The 17886-nt window shown below is 34.3% G+C and carries 15 protein-coding genes and 1 pseudogene; 10 read left to right on the top strand and 6 right to left on the bottom strand.

The genetic code is table 11. The annotated features are described in order from the left end of the window. Positions 1–17: 17 nt before the first annotated feature. From ahpC to WH390_RS06050, 4 genes are all read right to left on the bottom strand, one after another. Positions 18–605, bottom strand: a complete 588-nt coding sequence (ahpC, locus tag WH390_RS06065) for an alkyl hydroperoxide reductase subunit C (protein WP_032115864.1) — start codon at positions 603–605, stop codon at positions 18–20. Between the two features lie 217 nt (positions 606–822). Beyond that, the gene (locus WH390_RS06060) at positions 823–1440 is read right to left on the bottom strand and encodes a hypothetical protein (RefSeq protein ID WP_032115865.1); all 618 of its coding nucleotides are present in this window, start codon (positions 1438–1440) and stop codon (positions 823–825) included. 72 nt (positions 1441–1512) lie between these two features. Next, positions 1513–2532 carry an NAD(P)H-quinone oxidoreductase gene (locus WH390_RS06055; protein WP_406850701.1) on the bottom strand — a complete coding sequence of 340 codons (1020 nt, stop codon included), beginning with the start codon at positions 2530–2532 and terminating at the stop codon, positions 1513–1515. Positions 2533–3096: 564 nt separating this feature from the next. Continuing rightward, on the bottom strand, positions 3097–3285 hold the full coding sequence (locus WH390_RS06050) for a hypothetical protein (protein ID WP_032115868.1): 189 nt from the start codon (positions 3283–3285) through the stop codon (positions 3097–3099). Between the two features lie 472 nt (positions 3286–3757). Between WH390_RS06050 and WH390_RS06045 the strand changes: the two genes are divergently transcribed. Next, the gene (locus WH390_RS06045) at positions 3758–4504 is read left to right on the top strand and encodes an FNR family transcription factor (RefSeq protein WP_032115989.1); all 747 of its coding nucleotides are present in this window, start codon (positions 3758–3760) and stop codon (positions 4502–4504) included. 138 nt (positions 4505–4642) lie between these two features. After that, positions 4643–5587 (top strand): universal stress protein UspE, encoded by a 945-nt coding sequence (gene uspE / locus WH390_RS06040; protein ID WP_032115869.1) that lies wholly within the window; start codon positions 4643–4645, stop codon positions 5585–5587. 44 nt (positions 5588–5631) lie between these two features. Here the strand turns inward: uspE and pntB are convergent, their stop codons facing one another. Together pntB and pntA are read right to left on the bottom strand one after the other, a co-directional pair. Further along, positions 5632–7020: a Re/Si-specific NAD(P)(+) transhydrogenase subunit beta gene (pntB, locus tag WH390_RS06035; protein WP_032115870.1), complete on the bottom strand. Its 1389-nt coding sequence runs from the start codon at positions 7018–7020 to the stop codon at positions 5632–5634. Between the two features lie 12 nt (positions 7021–7032). Then, positions 7033–8565: a Re/Si-specific NAD(P)(+) transhydrogenase subunit alpha gene (pntA, locus tag WH390_RS06030; protein WP_032115871.1), complete on the bottom strand. Its 1533-nt coding sequence runs from the start codon at positions 8563–8565 to the stop codon at positions 7033–7035. Positions 8566–8947: 382 nt separating this feature from the next. Here pntA and ydgH point away from each other — a divergent pair, with 382 nt between their 5' ends. The 8 genes and pseudogenes from ydgH (at position 8948) to WH390_RS05990 (ending at position 17874) form a co-directional block, all read left to right on the top strand. Beyond that, complete coding sequence (gene ydgH, locus WH390_RS06025) at positions 8948–9898, top strand: DUF1471 family protein YdgH (RefSeq protein WP_032115990.1); 951 nt, start codon at positions 8948–8950, stop codon at positions 9896–9898. 354 nt (positions 9899–10252) lie between these two features. Then, entirely contained in the window at positions 10253–11596 is a 1344-nt protein-coding gene (locus tag WH390_RS06020) for a basic amino acid/polyamine antiporter (protein WP_052044922.1), read from the top strand. A 513-nt stretch (positions 11597–12109) separates the two neighbouring features. Next, a complete protein-coding gene (locus WH390_RS06015; protein ID WP_032115873.1) occupies positions 12110–12631 on the top strand; it encodes a fimbrial protein in 522 nt (173 codons plus the stop codon). Positions 12632–13161: 530 nt separating this feature from the next. Beyond that, positions 13162–13674 (top strand): fimbrial protein, encoded by a 513-nt coding sequence (locus tag WH390_RS06010; protein WP_032115874.1) that lies wholly within the window; start codon positions 13162–13164, stop codon positions 13672–13674. Between the two features lie 60 nt (positions 13675–13734). Then, positions 13735–14424: a molecular chaperone gene (locus WH390_RS06005; protein ID WP_032115875.1), complete on the top strand. Its 690-nt coding sequence runs from the start codon at positions 13735–13737 to the stop codon at positions 14422–14424. Beyond that, a pseudogene (locus WH390_RS06000) lies at positions 14396–16615 on the top strand (fimbria/pilus outer membrane usher protein); the annotation flags it as partial. The gene WH390_RS06005 and the pseudogene WH390_RS06000, both read left to right, overlap by 29 nt. After that, the gene (locus tag WH390_RS05995) at positions 16589–16903 is read left to right on the top strand and encodes a FimD/PapC C-terminal domain-containing protein (RefSeq protein WP_238565696.1); all 315 of its coding nucleotides are present in this window, start codon (positions 16589–16591) and stop codon (positions 16901–16903) included. The pseudogene WH390_RS06000 and the gene WH390_RS05995, both read left to right, overlap by 27 nt. Positions 16904–16905: 2 nt before the next feature. Further along, positions 16906–17874, top strand: a complete 969-nt coding sequence (locus tag WH390_RS05990) for a fimbrial protein (RefSeq protein WP_032115876.1) — start codon at positions 16906–16908, stop codon at positions 17872–17874. Positions 17875–17886 lie beyond the last annotated feature (12 nt).

Here is a 17886-nt window from a genome sequence, read left to right as displayed (position 1 = left end):
TTCACAAAAAATTTTAATTAAATTTTTCCTACCAAATCGAGTGAAGGTGATAAGGTTGCTTCCCCTTCTTTCCATTTAGCTGGACATACTTCCCCTGGATGGCTTGCTACATATTGCGCCGCTTTAATTTTACGTAATAAATCGGATGCATCACGCCCAATACCTTCCGCAGTAATTTCAACTGCCTGGATGATACCTTTTGGATCAACAATAAATGTGCCACGATCTGCCAATCCTAATTCTTTTTGTTCATCATTTTCTTGATATTTGCGCATCACTTCAAAATTACGTGTTAATGTCCAACTAGGATCGCCAATCATGGTATATTTAATTTTACCAATCGTGTCTGAATGACTATGCCACTCTTTATGAGTAAAATGGGTATCCGTTGAAACAGAATAAATTTCGACGCCTAGTTTTTGAAACTCGTCATAGTGATCAGCTAAATCACCTAATTCAGTTGGGCAAACAAAGGTAAAATCAGCAGGATAAAAGAAAAAAATGCTCCATTTGCCTTTAATATCTTTTTCAGATATATCGATAAATTTTCCATCTTTAAAAGCGGTATTTTGAAAAGGTTTAATTTCTGTATTAACCAAAGACATTTTGCTGCTCCCTTCTATTTGATAGGTATTTAATATATAAACATAAAAGTATTATGTCTAATTCCTTTTTACTATTAATTCAATAGGTATTACCTATTGTAAATAAATATAATATAAAAAAAACCGATGAATAAATCGATTTTGATTTGAGAAATAATGCGTCAGATTAACTTTAAGAATATCAATTAGAACATGATAAGCACCAGCGCAGACATGACTAATTACTGGCAAAGTTATTAGACGATTTATGTGCAGTGACCAGAATATTATAAGTACAAAAAAATGACTGCTTTGGCACATGATAAAAACTTTGAGGCTGGCTAACAGGTTGAATAACAATATCACCGGCACGCAATAATTGCTTTTTTCCCCAGCTATTAATAAAGGTAAACGCCGATTCGGTTTCAGGTACAATAAAATAATTCATCATTTTACCGGTCGGAATAAAACGTAAATAATTGGGCTTGCTTGATACGGTAACAGGATCATGATAATACTGGTGAAATTTTGCTTTTTCAACCAAATATTGCTCATTACCTGTGGCAGGACAAATATTTTCCACCACCCAATCACCCTCCTCGGCGGGCGACGATATTACCTCAGTTCCAACGCCTTTAATGATTGTCTTAATAATTTCACCCGGCGCCGCAAGTCGCGCATAGACCGACTTACTTTTTTGAGCAATGCCAGTTAAACCTTTTTGTTGTGCTTGCTTGAAATAAACCACAATATCTTTAGTTGGATACTGTTCTAACGAAGCTTGTTCATCATAGGCTAAAGCTGGTAAAGGTAATAATATTAGAAGTAATTTCAGGTAATTAGACTGTTTATTCATATAATTTAACCATAAATTTTTAACTACAGAGTAGCTCTCAATAAAGTGAAAATAATGCTTAAAATACCAATATTAAAAGTGTTCATTAACTAATACTAATTTACCAATTAAAGCTCCTGACTCCATAAAACGATGCGCTTTTTCTGCTTGTTCTAATGGATAAGTTTTAGCAATAATGGGTTTTATCTTACCTGAATTAATCAGCGGCCAAACCTTATTTTCTAATGCTGTTGCAATCGCTATTTTTTCCGCTAAAGTTCTTGCTCGCATTGTTGAACCAGTATGAACTAATTGTTTAACCATTAATGGCATTAAATTTAACTGCTGAGGTGCCCCACGCATCATACCAACTTGAATGATACGGCCATGTTTAGCGGCAATTTGATAATTTTTATTAACATAATCGCCACCAATCAGATCAACCACCATATTGACCCCTTTATTTTGGGTATATTCAGCTATTTTTTCAGCAAAATCTTCTGTCATATAGTTAATAACTTTATCAGCACCTAAAGAAGATGCCACCTTCATTTTTTCCACTGAACCAACAGTAGTAAATACTTTAGCACCAAAAATTTTTGCTAACATGATGGTAACACTACCAATACCAGAGGTGCCACCATGAACGAGAACAGTTTCATTTTTTTTGAGTTGACCAATTTGGAAAACATTAGCCCAAACAGTAAAAAAGTTTTCTGGCAATGCCGCCGCCGCTTCGATATAACTAAGATCACCAACAGGTAAAGTGATCGCTTCATGTACCAGACAATATTCAGCATATCCTCCACCGGCAACTAAAGCACAAATTTTATCGCCTTTTTTCCAACGCTGACAACCTTCTCCAACACTAACTACCTGACCGGCAATTTCTAATCCTGGTATTGGAGATGCATCCGTTGGTGGTGGATAAACCCCCATACGCTGAAAAATATCAGGACGATTGACACCCGCGGCGGCAACTTTAACAAGTAAATGTGATTTTGGTGGTTTTATTAGTGGTAATTGGGTGGGACTAAGCTTTTCCGGCCCGCCAGGTTCAATAATTTCAATAGCAAGCATCGTTTTTGGTAAAGGGTCTATGAGGTGCGGCATTCAGTAATAACTCCATTGCTGAGTCAATCAACTAATTATTGTACTTGAGAGCCGTAAAATTTTCCTCTAATAATTTAACCAATATTTAATATAATATTTTGGTAAAATAGAAAATAAAACAATAGTTTGATTAGAAATACCACTGCGCAATTAAATCAAATTCAGTTAATTTATAATTAATACCATCTATTTCATTAAGAAATCTCGTCCCAAAACTAACTTTATGATTTATTTTATAATTTATATTAAATTCAATCTCCATAGCATCAAAATTTTTCATTCTATTTAATTCTTTGTGACTAGAAAACTGGCTTAAATTATTAAAATAAAATTTCTTTGTGCTATTGGTAGTAATAAAATTGCCGTTCAACTTATCATTTATATTATTTTTTTGTTGTTTTAAACACCTTTTAGTGACGGCGTCACTTACCGAGTTACATATATTATTTATTGTTAAACTGGATAGCAGATTATATTGGTTTTTAATATCAATGAAATAACTTATATAACATTTCATTGACATGGGATTTATTTGCGTTTTTTGGTTAGTATGGAAAGTTGGCATTAGCCTTTTTTTTGACTAAAAATGTCTTTTTCATTACTAATCGAAGGATCAAAATTACCAGACCAGTGTTGCCGCTCTGAGAATGGACATGATATTGTTTGCGCAGAAGAAAAAAACAGCATTGCAGCATAGCAGTTGTTAATCTGCAACACGATGATAATAGCAATGCCTAATTGCCAACCTTTCACTCTTCACTACCTGTTTAGCTATTCTCTATAAAAAAATAATAAAAAACCAATAAAACTATTTCTATAAGTTATTAATTGATTAAATTTAAAAAAACGTCGGTTTTAATCATATATTGATTAATAAAATCTATCGATATCAATATGTTTTATAATAAAAAAACCTTATTAAGTAATATTATTAGAAAATAAATTTCACTAAAAACAAATAAATAAAGTTTAAAGTGAAAAATAATAACATTTTTAAAGCTAATTAAAATTTAATATATTATTAGACAAAATTTGATTTTATTTTTACTTTTCTATAAGTTATACAATTAGTTTAAGTAAAATAAATGACTGTCAAGTGAACTGCATATATTGATAATATTAGTTAAATAACAATACAACTAATTATTAATTCTTTTACTCAAGCTTAGAATATGTGTTAAAATTGACTAAAATCAATATTTCTTATCATAATGAGTCAAGTAATATGATCCCAGAAAAACGCGTTGTTCGCCGAATCCAGTCTGGTGGCTGCGCTATCCATTGCCAGGACTGCAGTATTAGCCAGCTTTGTATTCCATTCACATTGAATGAACATGAACTGGATCAACTCGATAATATTATTGAACGTAAAAAACCAATCCAAAAAGGACAGACTCTATTTAAAGCAGGTGATGAGTTAAAATCACTGTATGCCATTAGATCTGGTACCATAAAAAGCTATACCATTACCGAGGAAGGTGATGAACAAATTACCGGTTTTCATTTAGCAGGTGATCTTGTAGGTTTTGATGCTATTATCAATCATAAACACTTAAGTTTTGCCCAAGCTCTTGAAACTTCAATGGTTTGTGAAATTCCTTTTGAAACACTAGACGATCTTTCCGGTAAAATGCCTAATTTGCGACAGCAAATAATGAGGTTAATGAGCAGTGAAATTAAAGATGATCAAGAAATGATATTACTGCTTTCGAAAAAAAATGCTGAAGAAAGATTAGCTGCTTTTATTTATAATCTGTCACGCCGTTTTGCTCAACGTGGTTTTTCAGCTAAAGAATTCCGCCTAACAATGACTCGAGGTGATATTGGTAATTATCTTGGATTAACCGTTGAAACAATTAGTCGTCTGTTAGGTCGCTTCCAAAAAAATAATACTCTCAGCGTTAAAGGTAAATATATTACAATTAATGATATGTATAAGCTGACCCAAATTGCAGGTAAAACCTCAGCCTAAACAACAACATAAATGTAAGTCAGATCACATTAACATATTATTTTTTTGTGATTTGGCTATGTTACTATCTATTATCCCAACTCATATTGGTTTATCTTTAGTGATATAAATGTTGCCTAGCCTCTAAGAGGAACCATTATGGCTAATTACCGTAATCTGTTAGTTGCTATTGATCCAAATCAGGATGACCAACCTGCACTTCGACGTGCTGTATATATAGTACAACGCAATGGTGGACGCATTAAGGCTTTCTTGCCCATCTATGATCTCTCTTATGATATGACAACCTTATTATCCCCTGAAGAACGCAATGCTATGCGCAAAGGCGTTATTAGTCAGCGAAAAGTATGGATAAAACAGCAAGCACACTACTATTTAGAAACCGGTATTGATATTGAAATTAAAGTAATATGGCATAACAAGCCATATGAAGCGATTATTCAAGAAGTTATTGCTGACAAACATGATTTATTATTAAAAATGGCGCATCAAAATGATCGTTTTGATGCCATGATATTCACTTCCCTTGATAGGCATCTACTTCGTAAATGCCCTTGCCCAGTCTGGATGGTAAAAGATAAAGTATGGCCTAATGATGGCGCTATTGTTGTTGCAGTTAATTTATCTAATGAAGAATCCTATCACGATAAACTTAATATTAAACTCATCAAAGAAACGGAAAATATCAGCCATCAGATTGTTAAAAATCCACATATTCATCTCGTTAGTGCCTACCCTGTCGCGCCAATAAATATCGCTATTGAATTACCAGATTTTGATCCAAATATCTATAATCAGGCTCTACGGGCACAGCATCTTGTTGCAATGAAAAAATTAAGGCAAAAATTTACCATTGATGAAAAATATACCCATGTTGTTGAAGGATCCGCTGAGAAAAAAATCCCTGAAACCTGTGACGAATTACATGCAGGTATTGTTGTATTGGGTATTTTAGGCAGAACAGGTATTTCAGCGGCGTTTTTAGGCAATACTGCTGAACAGATCATTGATAAGTTAAAATGTGATTTATTGGCCATTAAACCGGATGGTTTTGTCTGTCCAATAAATCCAGCAAATGATTAACAACCCAATGGCCCATTCAAATAGGGCCATTATTATTAAAAAATTTATAAAGCACGCAAAATAGCTTCTACGCTAACTTTGGCATCACCGAATAGCATTTGGGTATTTTCCTTAAAAAATAACGGATTCTGAACGCCTGCATAACCGGTATTCATCGAGCGTTTAAATACAATAACATTTTGCGCTTTCCAAACCTCCAGGACGGGCATTCCCGCTATTGGGCTATTGGGATCATCTTGTGCGGCTGGGTTAACGGTATCATTTGCCCCGATCACTAATACCGTGTCTGTATTAGCAAAATCATCATTTATTTCATCGAGCTCTAACACGATGTCGTAAGGTACTTTCGCTTCAGCTAATAATACATTCATATGACCAGGCAGGCGTCCGGCAACAGGATGGATCGCAAAGCGAACATTAATCCCTTTTTCGCGTAATTTTGCCGTAATATCGTGAATCGGGTATTGAGCTTGAGCCACCGCCATACCATAACCGGGAGCAATAATTACCGAATGGGAGTTTTTTAACAACTCAGCTACTTCATCCGCTGTAGTTTCCCGATAATTTCCCAAGCTATGTTCATCATCGACTAATATCCCGTCAGTGCCAAACCCGCCGGCTATAACACTAATAAATGAGCGATTCATGGCTTTACACATAATATAAGATAAAATAGCACCTGAAGAACCCACTAGCGCGCCAGTAACAATTAGCAAGTCGTTACTTAGCATAAAGCCTGCAGCAGCAGCGGCCCATCCTGAATAAGAGTTTAGCATTGATACCACAACCGGCATATCAGCACCACCAATTGAGGAGACTAGGTGCCAGCCAAATGCTAATGCAATGATGGTCATCATTAATAAGACAAATACTTGCAAACCAGTAGCTGTCGTTTTTACGAAAATAAATAGCAAAATAAATGAAATTAATAACGCCAATAAATTAAGTTTATGACGATTAGGAAGCATTAAGGGTTTAGACGCTATTTTGCCGCATAATTTACCATAAGCAACAATTGAACCAGTAAATGTTACCGCCCCAATAAAAATACCCAGGAAAATTTCTGTCAGATGAATATTCTCCATGATCCTATCTGAGAATACATCGTGAGCAATAAAGCTATTAAAACCAACTAAAACAGCAGCCAAACCGACAAAACTATGTAAAATAGCAACCAATTCTGGCATCTCAGTCATGGCGACTTTATTTGCTAAACGCACCCCAATAAGTCCACCAATAACCATTGCAATAATAATCCAGCCAATATTATGCGCATCGGAACCTAAGATTATTGCAATTAAAGCGATTGCCATTCCGGTAATACCTAATATATTACCCCGCTTAGAACTTTCGTGACGAGACAAACCTGCCAGGCTGAAAATAAATAAGATGGCCGCCACGATATATGCCGCTGTTACCATTCCACTCGACATCATTTTAACTCCTTATCCTTTACGAAACATTTTCAGCATACGTTGCGTGATTGTAAATCCACCAAAAATATTGATACTGGCTATAAGTACTGCAATAAATGAGAAGAAAGTGACCCAACCTCCACTACCAATTTGCAGCAATGCGCCCACCACAATAATACCGGAAATCGCATTGGTTACTGACATAAGCGGTGTATGCAGTGAATGGCTGACGTTCCATACTACGTAGTAGCCAACAACACACGCCAGCGCAAACACGGTAAAGTGAGAAAGGAAGTCTTTAGGCGCTATACGCGCAAAACTACCAAAAAGTATAATCGCCAACAGCAGAGAAATATATTTTAACCAAGGAGAGATTTTTTTTACTACTGGTTTTTCTTCATATTTTATCAGTTGATTTTTTGTTTGTGGTTGTTGAGATACAGGAATAGGAGGAGACGGCCAGGTAATTTCACCTTCTTTAATAACAGTGACTGCGCGTACAACAATATCATCAAAATCAATGGTTAGTTGCCCATTGTTTTCTTTACAAAGCAACTTGATTAAATTAACAATATTAGTCGCATAAAGTTGTGAGGATTGTGTCGGTAAACGGCTGGGTAAATCGGTATAGCCAATAATTTTAACCTCATGATCAGTCACAATCAGTTTATCTGCCTGGGTTAACTCACAATTACCGCCCGACTGCGCTGCTAAATCAACGATTACACTACCAGGCTTCATCGAGTCAACCATCTCTTTAGTAATCAACTTTGGTGCAGGTTTTCCTGGTATCAATGCGGTGGTAATAATAATATCCACTTCTTTTGCTTGCTTAGCAAATAAAGCCATTTCCGCTTGAATAAATGCCTCGGACATCTCTTTAGCATAACCATCACTGCGTACCTGATCCTGTTTAAAGTCCAATTCAAGATACTCAGCCCCCATGCTTTGTACTTGTTCTTTTACTTCTGGCCTGGTATCAAATGCCCGCACAATAGCCCCTAGACTACCCGCTGCGCCTATCGCTGCTAAACCGGCAACCCCGGCGCCAATAACCATGACTTTAGCTGGCGGTACTTTGCCGGCGGCAGTAATCTGGCCAGTAAAAAAACGTCCAAATTGATAAGCAGCTTCTACCACCGCCCGATAACCTGCAACATTAGCCATAGAGCTTAAAGCATCAAGTGACTGAGCCCTGGAGATACGTGGCACTGCATCCATTGCTAATACAGTGATTTTACGAGCTGCTAATTTTTGCATTAAATCTGGCTGTTGTGCCGGCCAAATGAAGCAAATTAATATTGCACCTTCTTTAATAAGGGCAATTTCAGCTTCTAGCGGCGCATTAACTTTAAATATAATATCTGCATTCCATACAGATTGTTGCTCGACAATTTCAGCACCTGCTTGCTCGAAAGCAGTATCTTCAAAACTAGCAAGCTGACCAGCTTCTCGCTCAACGATGACAGAAAAACCTAATTTTATTAGCTGCTTTATTGTTGATGGTGTTGCTGCAATACGTGTTTCATTGGTAATTCTTTCTTTTGGTACACCAATATGCATAATGATCCCTTATCTAGTTCAAAATTGCTTGATGTTTATTCCCTACTAACATAACTAATTATATTATATATATCTGTCATATTGAGTGAAAAAACATTATTGAAACCTACTGAAAATAGTAATCATGAGCCATAATCTATCGGATTCCTACGACATTAAATTAAATTTTTTTGTCAAAAAATGATATTAGTCAAATAGCTTAAGACTTGATATTAATTTATAAAAATAATTAGCAAAAGTAGTGAGTATTCAACTAAATTAATAGTTTCATAAGAAAACAATGGGACAATTGCAGTTATTACATGTAATAATTATTATCTGTATGATACGACTATTAATTCAGCATTTTGATAGTAAATTGTGTAATGCGGAAGGATTTTGTATGAAGCTGAAAATAACGGCCATCACAACTGCGGTACTTTCACTAAGCAGTATAATAACTGTGCAAGCCGCTGTAGAATTAACACCGGAACAAGCTCAAGAATTAAAGCCTTATCAAAGGATCGCTGTCACAGGCCGCTTTAATGCCATCTATGAAGCATCCGATGCAGTTTCTCGTCGAGCGGATAAAGAAGGCGCCTACTCTTACTATATTCAAAGCCTAGATGATGTAGGCGATAGTGGTAATTTACGAGTAGTTGCTGATTTGTATCGTAAAGATGCTGTAAAAGTAACCAATCCCCCCTATCGTATCTTTGCTGGCATCAAAGAATTGCCGAAAGCAGAAGCAGTAAGATTATTGCCATTTGATACTGTTACTGTCAGTGGTTTGTATAGCTCTGAAGCCGCACTTAATGAGGCGCTAGCTAAAAAAGCCAAGCAAAAAGGTGCTGCTTATTTTTATGTCGTCCGCAATGTTGCTTTAAATGATGGCGGTAACACACTTGCTACTGCTTATATTTATGCCGCAGATGCACCAAAACGAATAGTGCAAAATGATAATGCCGTAGTACCTGCCGATACAGAAACGGGTAAAGCTTTATTAGCTAAAGGAGGTGAAGAAGCTAAAAAAGTTAAAATACCTGGTGTGGCTTCATCTTCAGCGCCAAAGGAAAACGTAGGCCGCTTTTTTGAAACGTCAATGTCAGGTCCGGGTAAAACGGACGTAACGCTACCTAGTGGATATCATATTGAAGAAGTAAATAAAGCAGCAGCTGCGCAAATGGTTCCTTTCGATTCAATTACTTTCTCCGGTTTCTATACTTCCACTCCAGAGATAAGATATCAAATTGCGAAACGTGCAGAGAAAAAAGGGGCAAAATATTTTCATATCACACGTGAATGGCAAGCTAATGGTGGTAGCGTTACTATTAGTGCAGATCTGTATAAATAATAAAAAATCACAATATTATCTTACAGTTAGATAAATAAGTATTTAACGGACTCAATTGTCCGTTTTTCTTTTCAGAAAGAGATAAAATAATAAATAACTGTGCTTTAATAACCAACAAAACGAATATTTTTTTCTTTTTTATGCATATTCAACGATTGCATATCATGTTCCATAACCGTAAAATTCTGCTAAATTTTCTCTTTCTATCTAATTCAAGTCAGTTTGGTTTTTTACTATCTAAACAAGTTGTTATTAATGGCATAAACCAAATTATGGCAAATAGATTTTAGGATATTTTCTTTGAACAATAAAAAATTAAATTTGACGGCTTTAACCGCATTAGTATTAAGTTCAATGGTTGGAGCCGGTGTGTTTAGTCTGCCGCAAAATATGGCTGAAGTCGCTAGCCCCCTAGCACTTATGATAGGCTGGAGTATCACAGGTATTGGTATTCTATTTCTTGCCATATCTTTGCTATTACTTTCACGTATTAGACCGGATCTAGATGGAGGAATTTATACATACGCCAAAGAAGGTTTTGGTGAACTAGTTGGTTTTTGTTCAGCCTGGGGCTATTGGCTATGTGCTGTTATCGCTAATGTTTCCTATTTGGTGATCGTCTTTGCAGCCCTGAGTTTTTTTACTGATCACTCAGGTAATGTGGTTTTTGGTGATGGTAATACTTGGCAATCTTTGATCGGTGAGTCTATCTTACTATGGATCATTCATTGGTTAGTATTAAGAGGTACACAGACTGCCGCCGGTATCAATAAATTAGCGACTTTAGCTAAATTAATTCCCCTGAGCCTGTTTATCATCCTTGCTATTTTTGCGTTTAAGATAGATATCTTTAAATTTGATTTTAGTGGTGCTGAAATGGGCATACCAATTTGGCAACAAGTCAAAAATACCATGCTAATTACGTTATGGGTATTTATTGGTATCGAAGGGGCTGTGGTTGTTTCAGCACGCGCTCAAAGACGTAAAGATGTTGGTTTAGCAACGTTACTTGCCGTAATCTCAGCCTTAAGTATTTATATATTAGTTACCTTGCTCTCCTTAGGTATCGTTCCCAGAGCAGAACTTGCTGCAATGAAAAATCCCTCAATGGCATCACTTATGATCCATATGATGGGAAATTATGGCGAGATTATTATTGCCGCTGGTTTGATTGTTTCTGTTTGCGGTGCATATTTAAGCTGGACAATAATGGCGACAGAAATTCCTTATATTGCTTCGCTTCATGGTTCATTTCCTAAAATATTTAAATCTCAAAATAAAAATAATGCCCCCTCTTCATCTCTTTGGCTTACAAACGGTGCTGTACAATTAGCGTTAATATTAATTTGGTTGAGTGGCAGTAACTATAATATGTTATTAACGATAGCCTCAGAAATGATTTTGGTGCCTTATTTTTTAGTCGGTGCTTTCCTAATCAAAATCTCTTTTGAGCGTGCTAGCAAAGGATTACTTATTATTGGTGCAGTAACTAGTTTATATGGCTTATGGCTACTTTATGCTTCTGGAACAATCAATCTACTGTTATCTGTTATTCTATACATGCCCGGTTTATTTATCTTCCTCTATGCGCAAAACCAAAACAATAATAAAAAATCACTCAGCCGATTAGAAAGAAATGCAATAATTATAATTATTTTCTCTTCTATCCCCGCATTTTGGTATTTACTTCATATTTAATTAACGAGATTTAACAATAACCAACATAGTTGCCATCAGGTGACTATGTTGATTTTTCTATTAATATAGTAAATTTTCAACTTAAAGGTTCCTGGCTAGAGGGGAGTTTATTTTTTTATCTGCAAAAGTATGTTGTAACTAAATAAAGGTTAAACTCTGATTTTGTAGGCCTTCTATTAATAACAAGCAAAATTGGCCATCTATTATAAATGGTATTAACAAAATAATTTTTTAGTAAAATTAAAATACATTAATGTCTATCTTGCATATTTTATAAAATAACTATTGTTTAATAACTACAGAAAAAAATTATTTTATAATTAGAAAATTAGTTTTTTAATTCAATGCATTTAATATTATTTTAATACCTTATATTCTTTATTTCACTCAGCCTAAAGAAAAAATAATTATTATTTCTATACTAAAATACCTCTTGTTTAAAATAAAAATAACAGTATTCTTAAAAAGAAAACAGCAATGATATTTTTATTCAAAAAATAAAAGGTTAAAAGTATGCGTAAATTACTAATGACTAGTTTTTTATCAATTTTTTATTTGACCCAATTTACTGCTCATGCATCAGATGGAAATATAAAATTCACCGGTGAAATTATTCAATCGTCTTGTACGTTTAAAGCACTTACTAAAGATCAAACCGTATCATTAGGCACTGTGGCAACAAATAGCTTTAAAAAAGTACATGACACAGCCTCACCAACCGTTTTTAATATTGAAATCAATAATTGCCCTAATAATAGTCAAGAGGTTTTTGTTATATTTGATGGTGTTAAAGATGAAATAAATAATGAGTTGCTAGCTATTAAGGAAGGAGATGGCTATGCAGCAGGTGTTGCTATTGGAATATATAATAATAATAGTGAACGTTATATTCCGTTGAATCATAAAACTGGCGTTTATCCTATTACCGATAAAACAGCTATCTTAAAATTTATTGCAAAATATGTTGCAACAGAAAATATTGTTTTACCAGGGAAAGTAGAAGCTAATGCTAATTTTACATTAGTATATAACTAATAAAACAGAAAAAATAGCAAAAATAGCAAAAATAGCAAAAATAGCAAATTTGCTATTTTTTCTGCGCTATTTATTTTTTAATTAAATAAAATTATCATATAGAAATAAGATTATTTTAGCATTTCCATATTTTATCATTTTATCATTTTATCATTTTATCATTTTATCATTTTATCATTTTATCATTTTATAGAATATAAACACGTTAATTTAATTCAAAAAGAAAATAATATTAAAATAAAAAATAAATAACTCAATATTAATTCACGGTTAAAATTTAACGTTACTCTATCTAGCTATAATTTCATTTTATTTTCTATAATTATATTTTTTTATGAAAAATAGCATTAATCATTAAATAAAAATTATGATCTATTAAAAAATATCTATTGTTTTTTAAAAAAAACATTAATATTCCCCTGATTGAAAATAATTTATTATGTTTTTACAAAATTAATTAGTTTTGTAATCATATAATATAAATCATTTAGTTGAATTATGTTTTTATTAAATAAAGGATAAGTAATAATATGCGTAAGTTATTTATGGCATTATCATTGTCAGTGGTTTCTTTGTGCCAATTTTCTGCTTATGGCAGTGATGGCTCTATCGTTTTCAATGGAGAACTTACTGGTTCTACCTGCCAGGTCACCGCAAATAGTAAAAATCAAACAGTTATCTTAGACACACTATCAATAAATAATTTTCAAAAGAAAAATGATACATCTATTGGCAAACCTTTCAATATTGCTCTATCCAATTGCCAATCAACAGACAATATCAGTGTTATATTCCATGACGCTACACATGGTCTTACAAATGATGGGTTGATAGCCAATCAAACTGGTGATGATTATGCAAAAGGTATCGCAATTGGTGTTTATGATACTAAAAATAACCTTATCAAAATGAATGAAAAAATATTTACAGATAATAACAATAATACCCACAATTTAGCACTTATCGCAAAATATGTCGCTACAGCAGATAAAGTTGAAGCAGGACTAGTCGCTTCAGCGGTCAGCTTTACCATAACTTATTAACAAGCTAATAGTAGGAACAATAAAAATTTTTTTATTGTTCCGATCTTACGAGATAAAAAGATGCGATATTTTTTATTATCATTAATTATGGCCATGTTTTCTTCGTTATCATTTGCTAATGTGATTATCGGAGGTACCCGCGTTATTTATCCTTCTGATATGCGTGAAGTTTCTATTGCGATAAACAATTTAGACAAAGAGGCTTTATTTTTAATTCAATCATGGGTTGAAGACGAAAATGGTAATAAAGTAGATGATTTTATTATAACACCACCGTTATTCAAATTATTGCAAAAAAAAGAAAATAAAATAAGAATTATAAATTCAACGAATAAATTACCAAATGATAGAGAGACTGTCTATTGGTTAAATATAAAATCAATTCCAGCATTGAAAAAAAGCGACCAAAACCGCTTAAGCATTATATTAAAATCACGAATTAAACTTTTTTATCGTCCTAAAGAAATAATTACAGAATTGGCTGAAACATATAAAAAAATAGAGTTTAAACGACTAAACAAACAACTTATTGTTCATAATCCTACTGCATTTTATATTAATTTTAATTCGATAAAATTAGGAAACTTTAAAATTGAATCGCCTGGTATGTTGCCACCTTACAGCCAGAAAAAATGGCCAATTAAGCAACATGGTAATAACAAAATTGACTGGTCATATATCAATGATTACGGTGCTGTTATCGAAATACATACTCTATTAAATGATAATAATGATGAATATAAAAAATAGAATTAAATATTACACCTCTCCAATCTACTTTAGTCTATTATTTAATATTTCATTTAATTTGCATGCTAAAAATGATGACTATTATTTTGATTTGGAGGCAATAGAATATGATAAAAAATCGCCCATTAATCTTACTCACTTTCTGAAAGATGAAAATCAATTACCTGGTGTATATAGAGTTGATGTTTTTCTTAACAACAAAAATGTAGCCACCCAAGATATTACTTTTATCAATGATGAACAAGGTAAGCTCTACCCTGTTGTCAATAGTAGTATATTAAATAGCTGGGGAATTGATGCTAATTTTATTAAGCAAAAAATTATCGATCAATTAGCTAACGATACCATGATTGATTTTTGGCAACAAAATAAACTAGCGATTAGTGCTGAATTTGATTTTAATCAGCAAAGTTTATATCTCACTTTTCCACAAATAGCAGTTATAAAAAACCAACAGGTATCATCATGGCAATCAGGGGTGCCAGTATTTTTTGTTAATTATCGTTATCAGGGTGCCAATACATGGATAAAAAAAGGTACTGATAAGCAAAATCATTTTATTGGCTTGCTCATCGGCGCTAACTGGCAAGCCTGGCAATTGCGCCATTATGGTAGCTACTCTTCTCATTATCGATGGCAAAATTATCGCACCACACTTTCCCGTGATATTCATGCAATCCATAGCCAATTAAATCTCGGTGAAAATTATACCTCTTCAATACTGTTTGATCGCTTTCAATTTAAAGGCTTACAATTACAAAGTGACGATAGCATGCTACCCGACAACGCCAAAGGTTACGCTCCAGTGATCCATGCTATTGCCGAAACATATGCAACTGTCACTGTATTGCAAAATAATATTCCCATCTATCAAACTTATGTGCCGCCGGGCCCTTTTGTCATTAACGATCTGCTTCCCTCTTATTCTAACGATAAACTTAAGATAATTATTGATGAAAGTAATGGTAAACAAAGAATAATTTATCAACCCTACGCAACTTTACCCAATATGCTACGGGTTGGTCGTTTTCGCTATGCACTTAATCTTGGGCAATATTCCCCCTCGAAGATCAATGCCTATAAAGCCAAATTTATACAGTTTGATTATCAATATGGTTTATCAAATTACCTAACTCATTATGGTGGAATTATTATTGCCAACAATTATTGTTCAAATGCGTTAGGATTTGGTGTTAATGTCGGTCAACTGGGTGCTGTTACTTTCGATGCTAGCTATGCAAAAGCAAAAGAAGTAATAGATTCATATGACGGAGGTTACGCCTATCGTTTTCAATACGGCAAGTATTTTTCTACCACCAGTACCCAATTAACGTTAGCAGGCTACCGATATAGTGAAAAAGACTTCTTAACATTTAGTCAAGCTAATCAACTTAAAAATGCCTCTTTTCCGCTTTATTACCACGCTAAGAAAAGCCAATTGCAATTTAATATTAGGCAATCTTTAGCTAGTTGGGGTACTCTATATTTATCAGCTTATCAGAAAAACTATTGGAACTATGATGATACAGAAGCAAGCTACTCGATTAATTATAGTTCTCGGATCTGGGACTTAGATTATACAATCAACTATAGCTATACTAAGTCCAGACGAGAACAATCAGCTGATCAGATCCTGTCTATCAACTTGCAAATTCCCTTTAAGCGATGGTTAAAGCGAACCTGGGGAAGCTATGGTATACAAAATAGCTTTAATCAGCGTCTTCTTCAGCAAATAAATATTCACCACTCTCCATTTGCTGATGAAAGCTTATTTTTAACCCTTCAACAAAACTATGAACAACAGTATGAAAATCATACTAATTCTATTAGTAGTGCACTTTATGGCCAATATCGAAATCAATATGCAATCCTCAATTTAGGCTACAATCACGACCCCCATCAAAACCAATTAAATTATGGTCTGCAAGGCAGCTTGGTTGCCCATCCTTATGGATTAACCTTAGCCTAACCTATCGGTGAAACAGCAGCATTAGTGATTGCAAAGGACGCAGTTGGGGTAAAACTAGAAAATCATTCAGGTATAAAAACTGACTATCAAGGTATCGCTATCATTCCCAATATTAGTAGTTATCGGACAAACCAAATTACTCTCGCAACCGAAACACTACCAGATGGTGTTGATATTGAATCTAATATACAAACAGTGACCCCTACTCGTGGCGCAATCGCCATAGCCCATTTTGCTACCCAAGTTGGCTATAGAGTAATTTTTAAACTTCAGCATCATAGTAAGACTATTCCATTTGGCGCAATTGCAACTTTAACAGATAAAACCACGATAGCGACTACTGGGATCATAGATGATCGGCAGCAGCTTTATTTAAGTGGGGTCCCCGCTCAAGGTGAATTCATTATCACAACTGGAGATAACAATTATCACTGTTCATATGCACTACCTGATGATGCCATACTAGCTAAAGTTCACAAAATTACCGCCATCTGTCAATCAAAGGAGTGAAAATGACAAGCCCTTCAACTAAAACAATGATCCTGGCTTTCTTGCTACTTGGATTATTCTCTCTAAACGCTCATGCCTCAGGCTGTAACTACATGTCAGGTTCGCGATCAGTAGACATTTTTATTCCCTTGCCAAATGAAATTGTGGTCTCACCTACATTACCTATAGGTAGCATTATTACGAAATCTTCTGGATCGATTTCAAGAAGCAATCATAGCGGTTTTATCATCTGCCAATCAGAGCAAATCAAACATCATTGGAAAAATAATAAGCATTATTCAATGATGTCATCATCCGATGATATTTACCCAACAAATTTAAGGGGTATCGGGTTAAAAATTATCTACCATGATGGCAATATGCAACCCTATGTTGTTCCGTGTTCTAGCCAATCTACTCATAAAGTATTTTGTGGAGAAGACTTCTATAGAATCGAAGTGCAACTGATAAAAACAGCTGAACAGGTAGAGGCCGGTGATATTCCCCAACATCAGCTCACTGAAGCAACTATTGGTAATTTACCGATAGTAAATTTCAAATTGAGAAATATTAAAATTATCGTTCCTAAAGTAAGCTGTTTTATCAATAATAAAGTATTAGAGATAAATTTAGGTCGCCTAAAAACAACTGTTTTTAACGGCATGTATAGTACGGCCAGCAAAAAAACATTTTATCTCGAATTAAGCTGTACTCAACCATCAACAGTTGAAATAAAAATGGAAGGAGATACATTACCGTCAACTGATGATAAAATTTTAGCGTTAAATAAATATAATGCGGCAAAAGGTATTGGCTTACAGATTATATATGAAGATAACCCCATCCAATTCAACCACTGGTTTTCATTAAAAAAAGTGCCTGACACCGAAAGTATTCCACTGCCGTTTTACGCGCAGTATATCCAAGTTGCTGAACGAGTAACACCAGGTCAAGCGAACGCCCTAGTCACTTATCACATTAAATATCATTAAAAAGGGGTGGTA

It is taken from the genome of Candidatus Arsenophonus nilaparvatae, from assembly GCF_045346035.1.
Lineage (GTDB): Bacteria > Pseudomonadota > Gammaproteobacteria > Enterobacterales > Enterobacteriaceae > Arsenophonus > Arsenophonus nilaparvatae.
The sequence above is the reverse complement of the archived record's forward strand: the minus strand, read 5'-3'. Positions and strand labels throughout refer to the sequence as shown.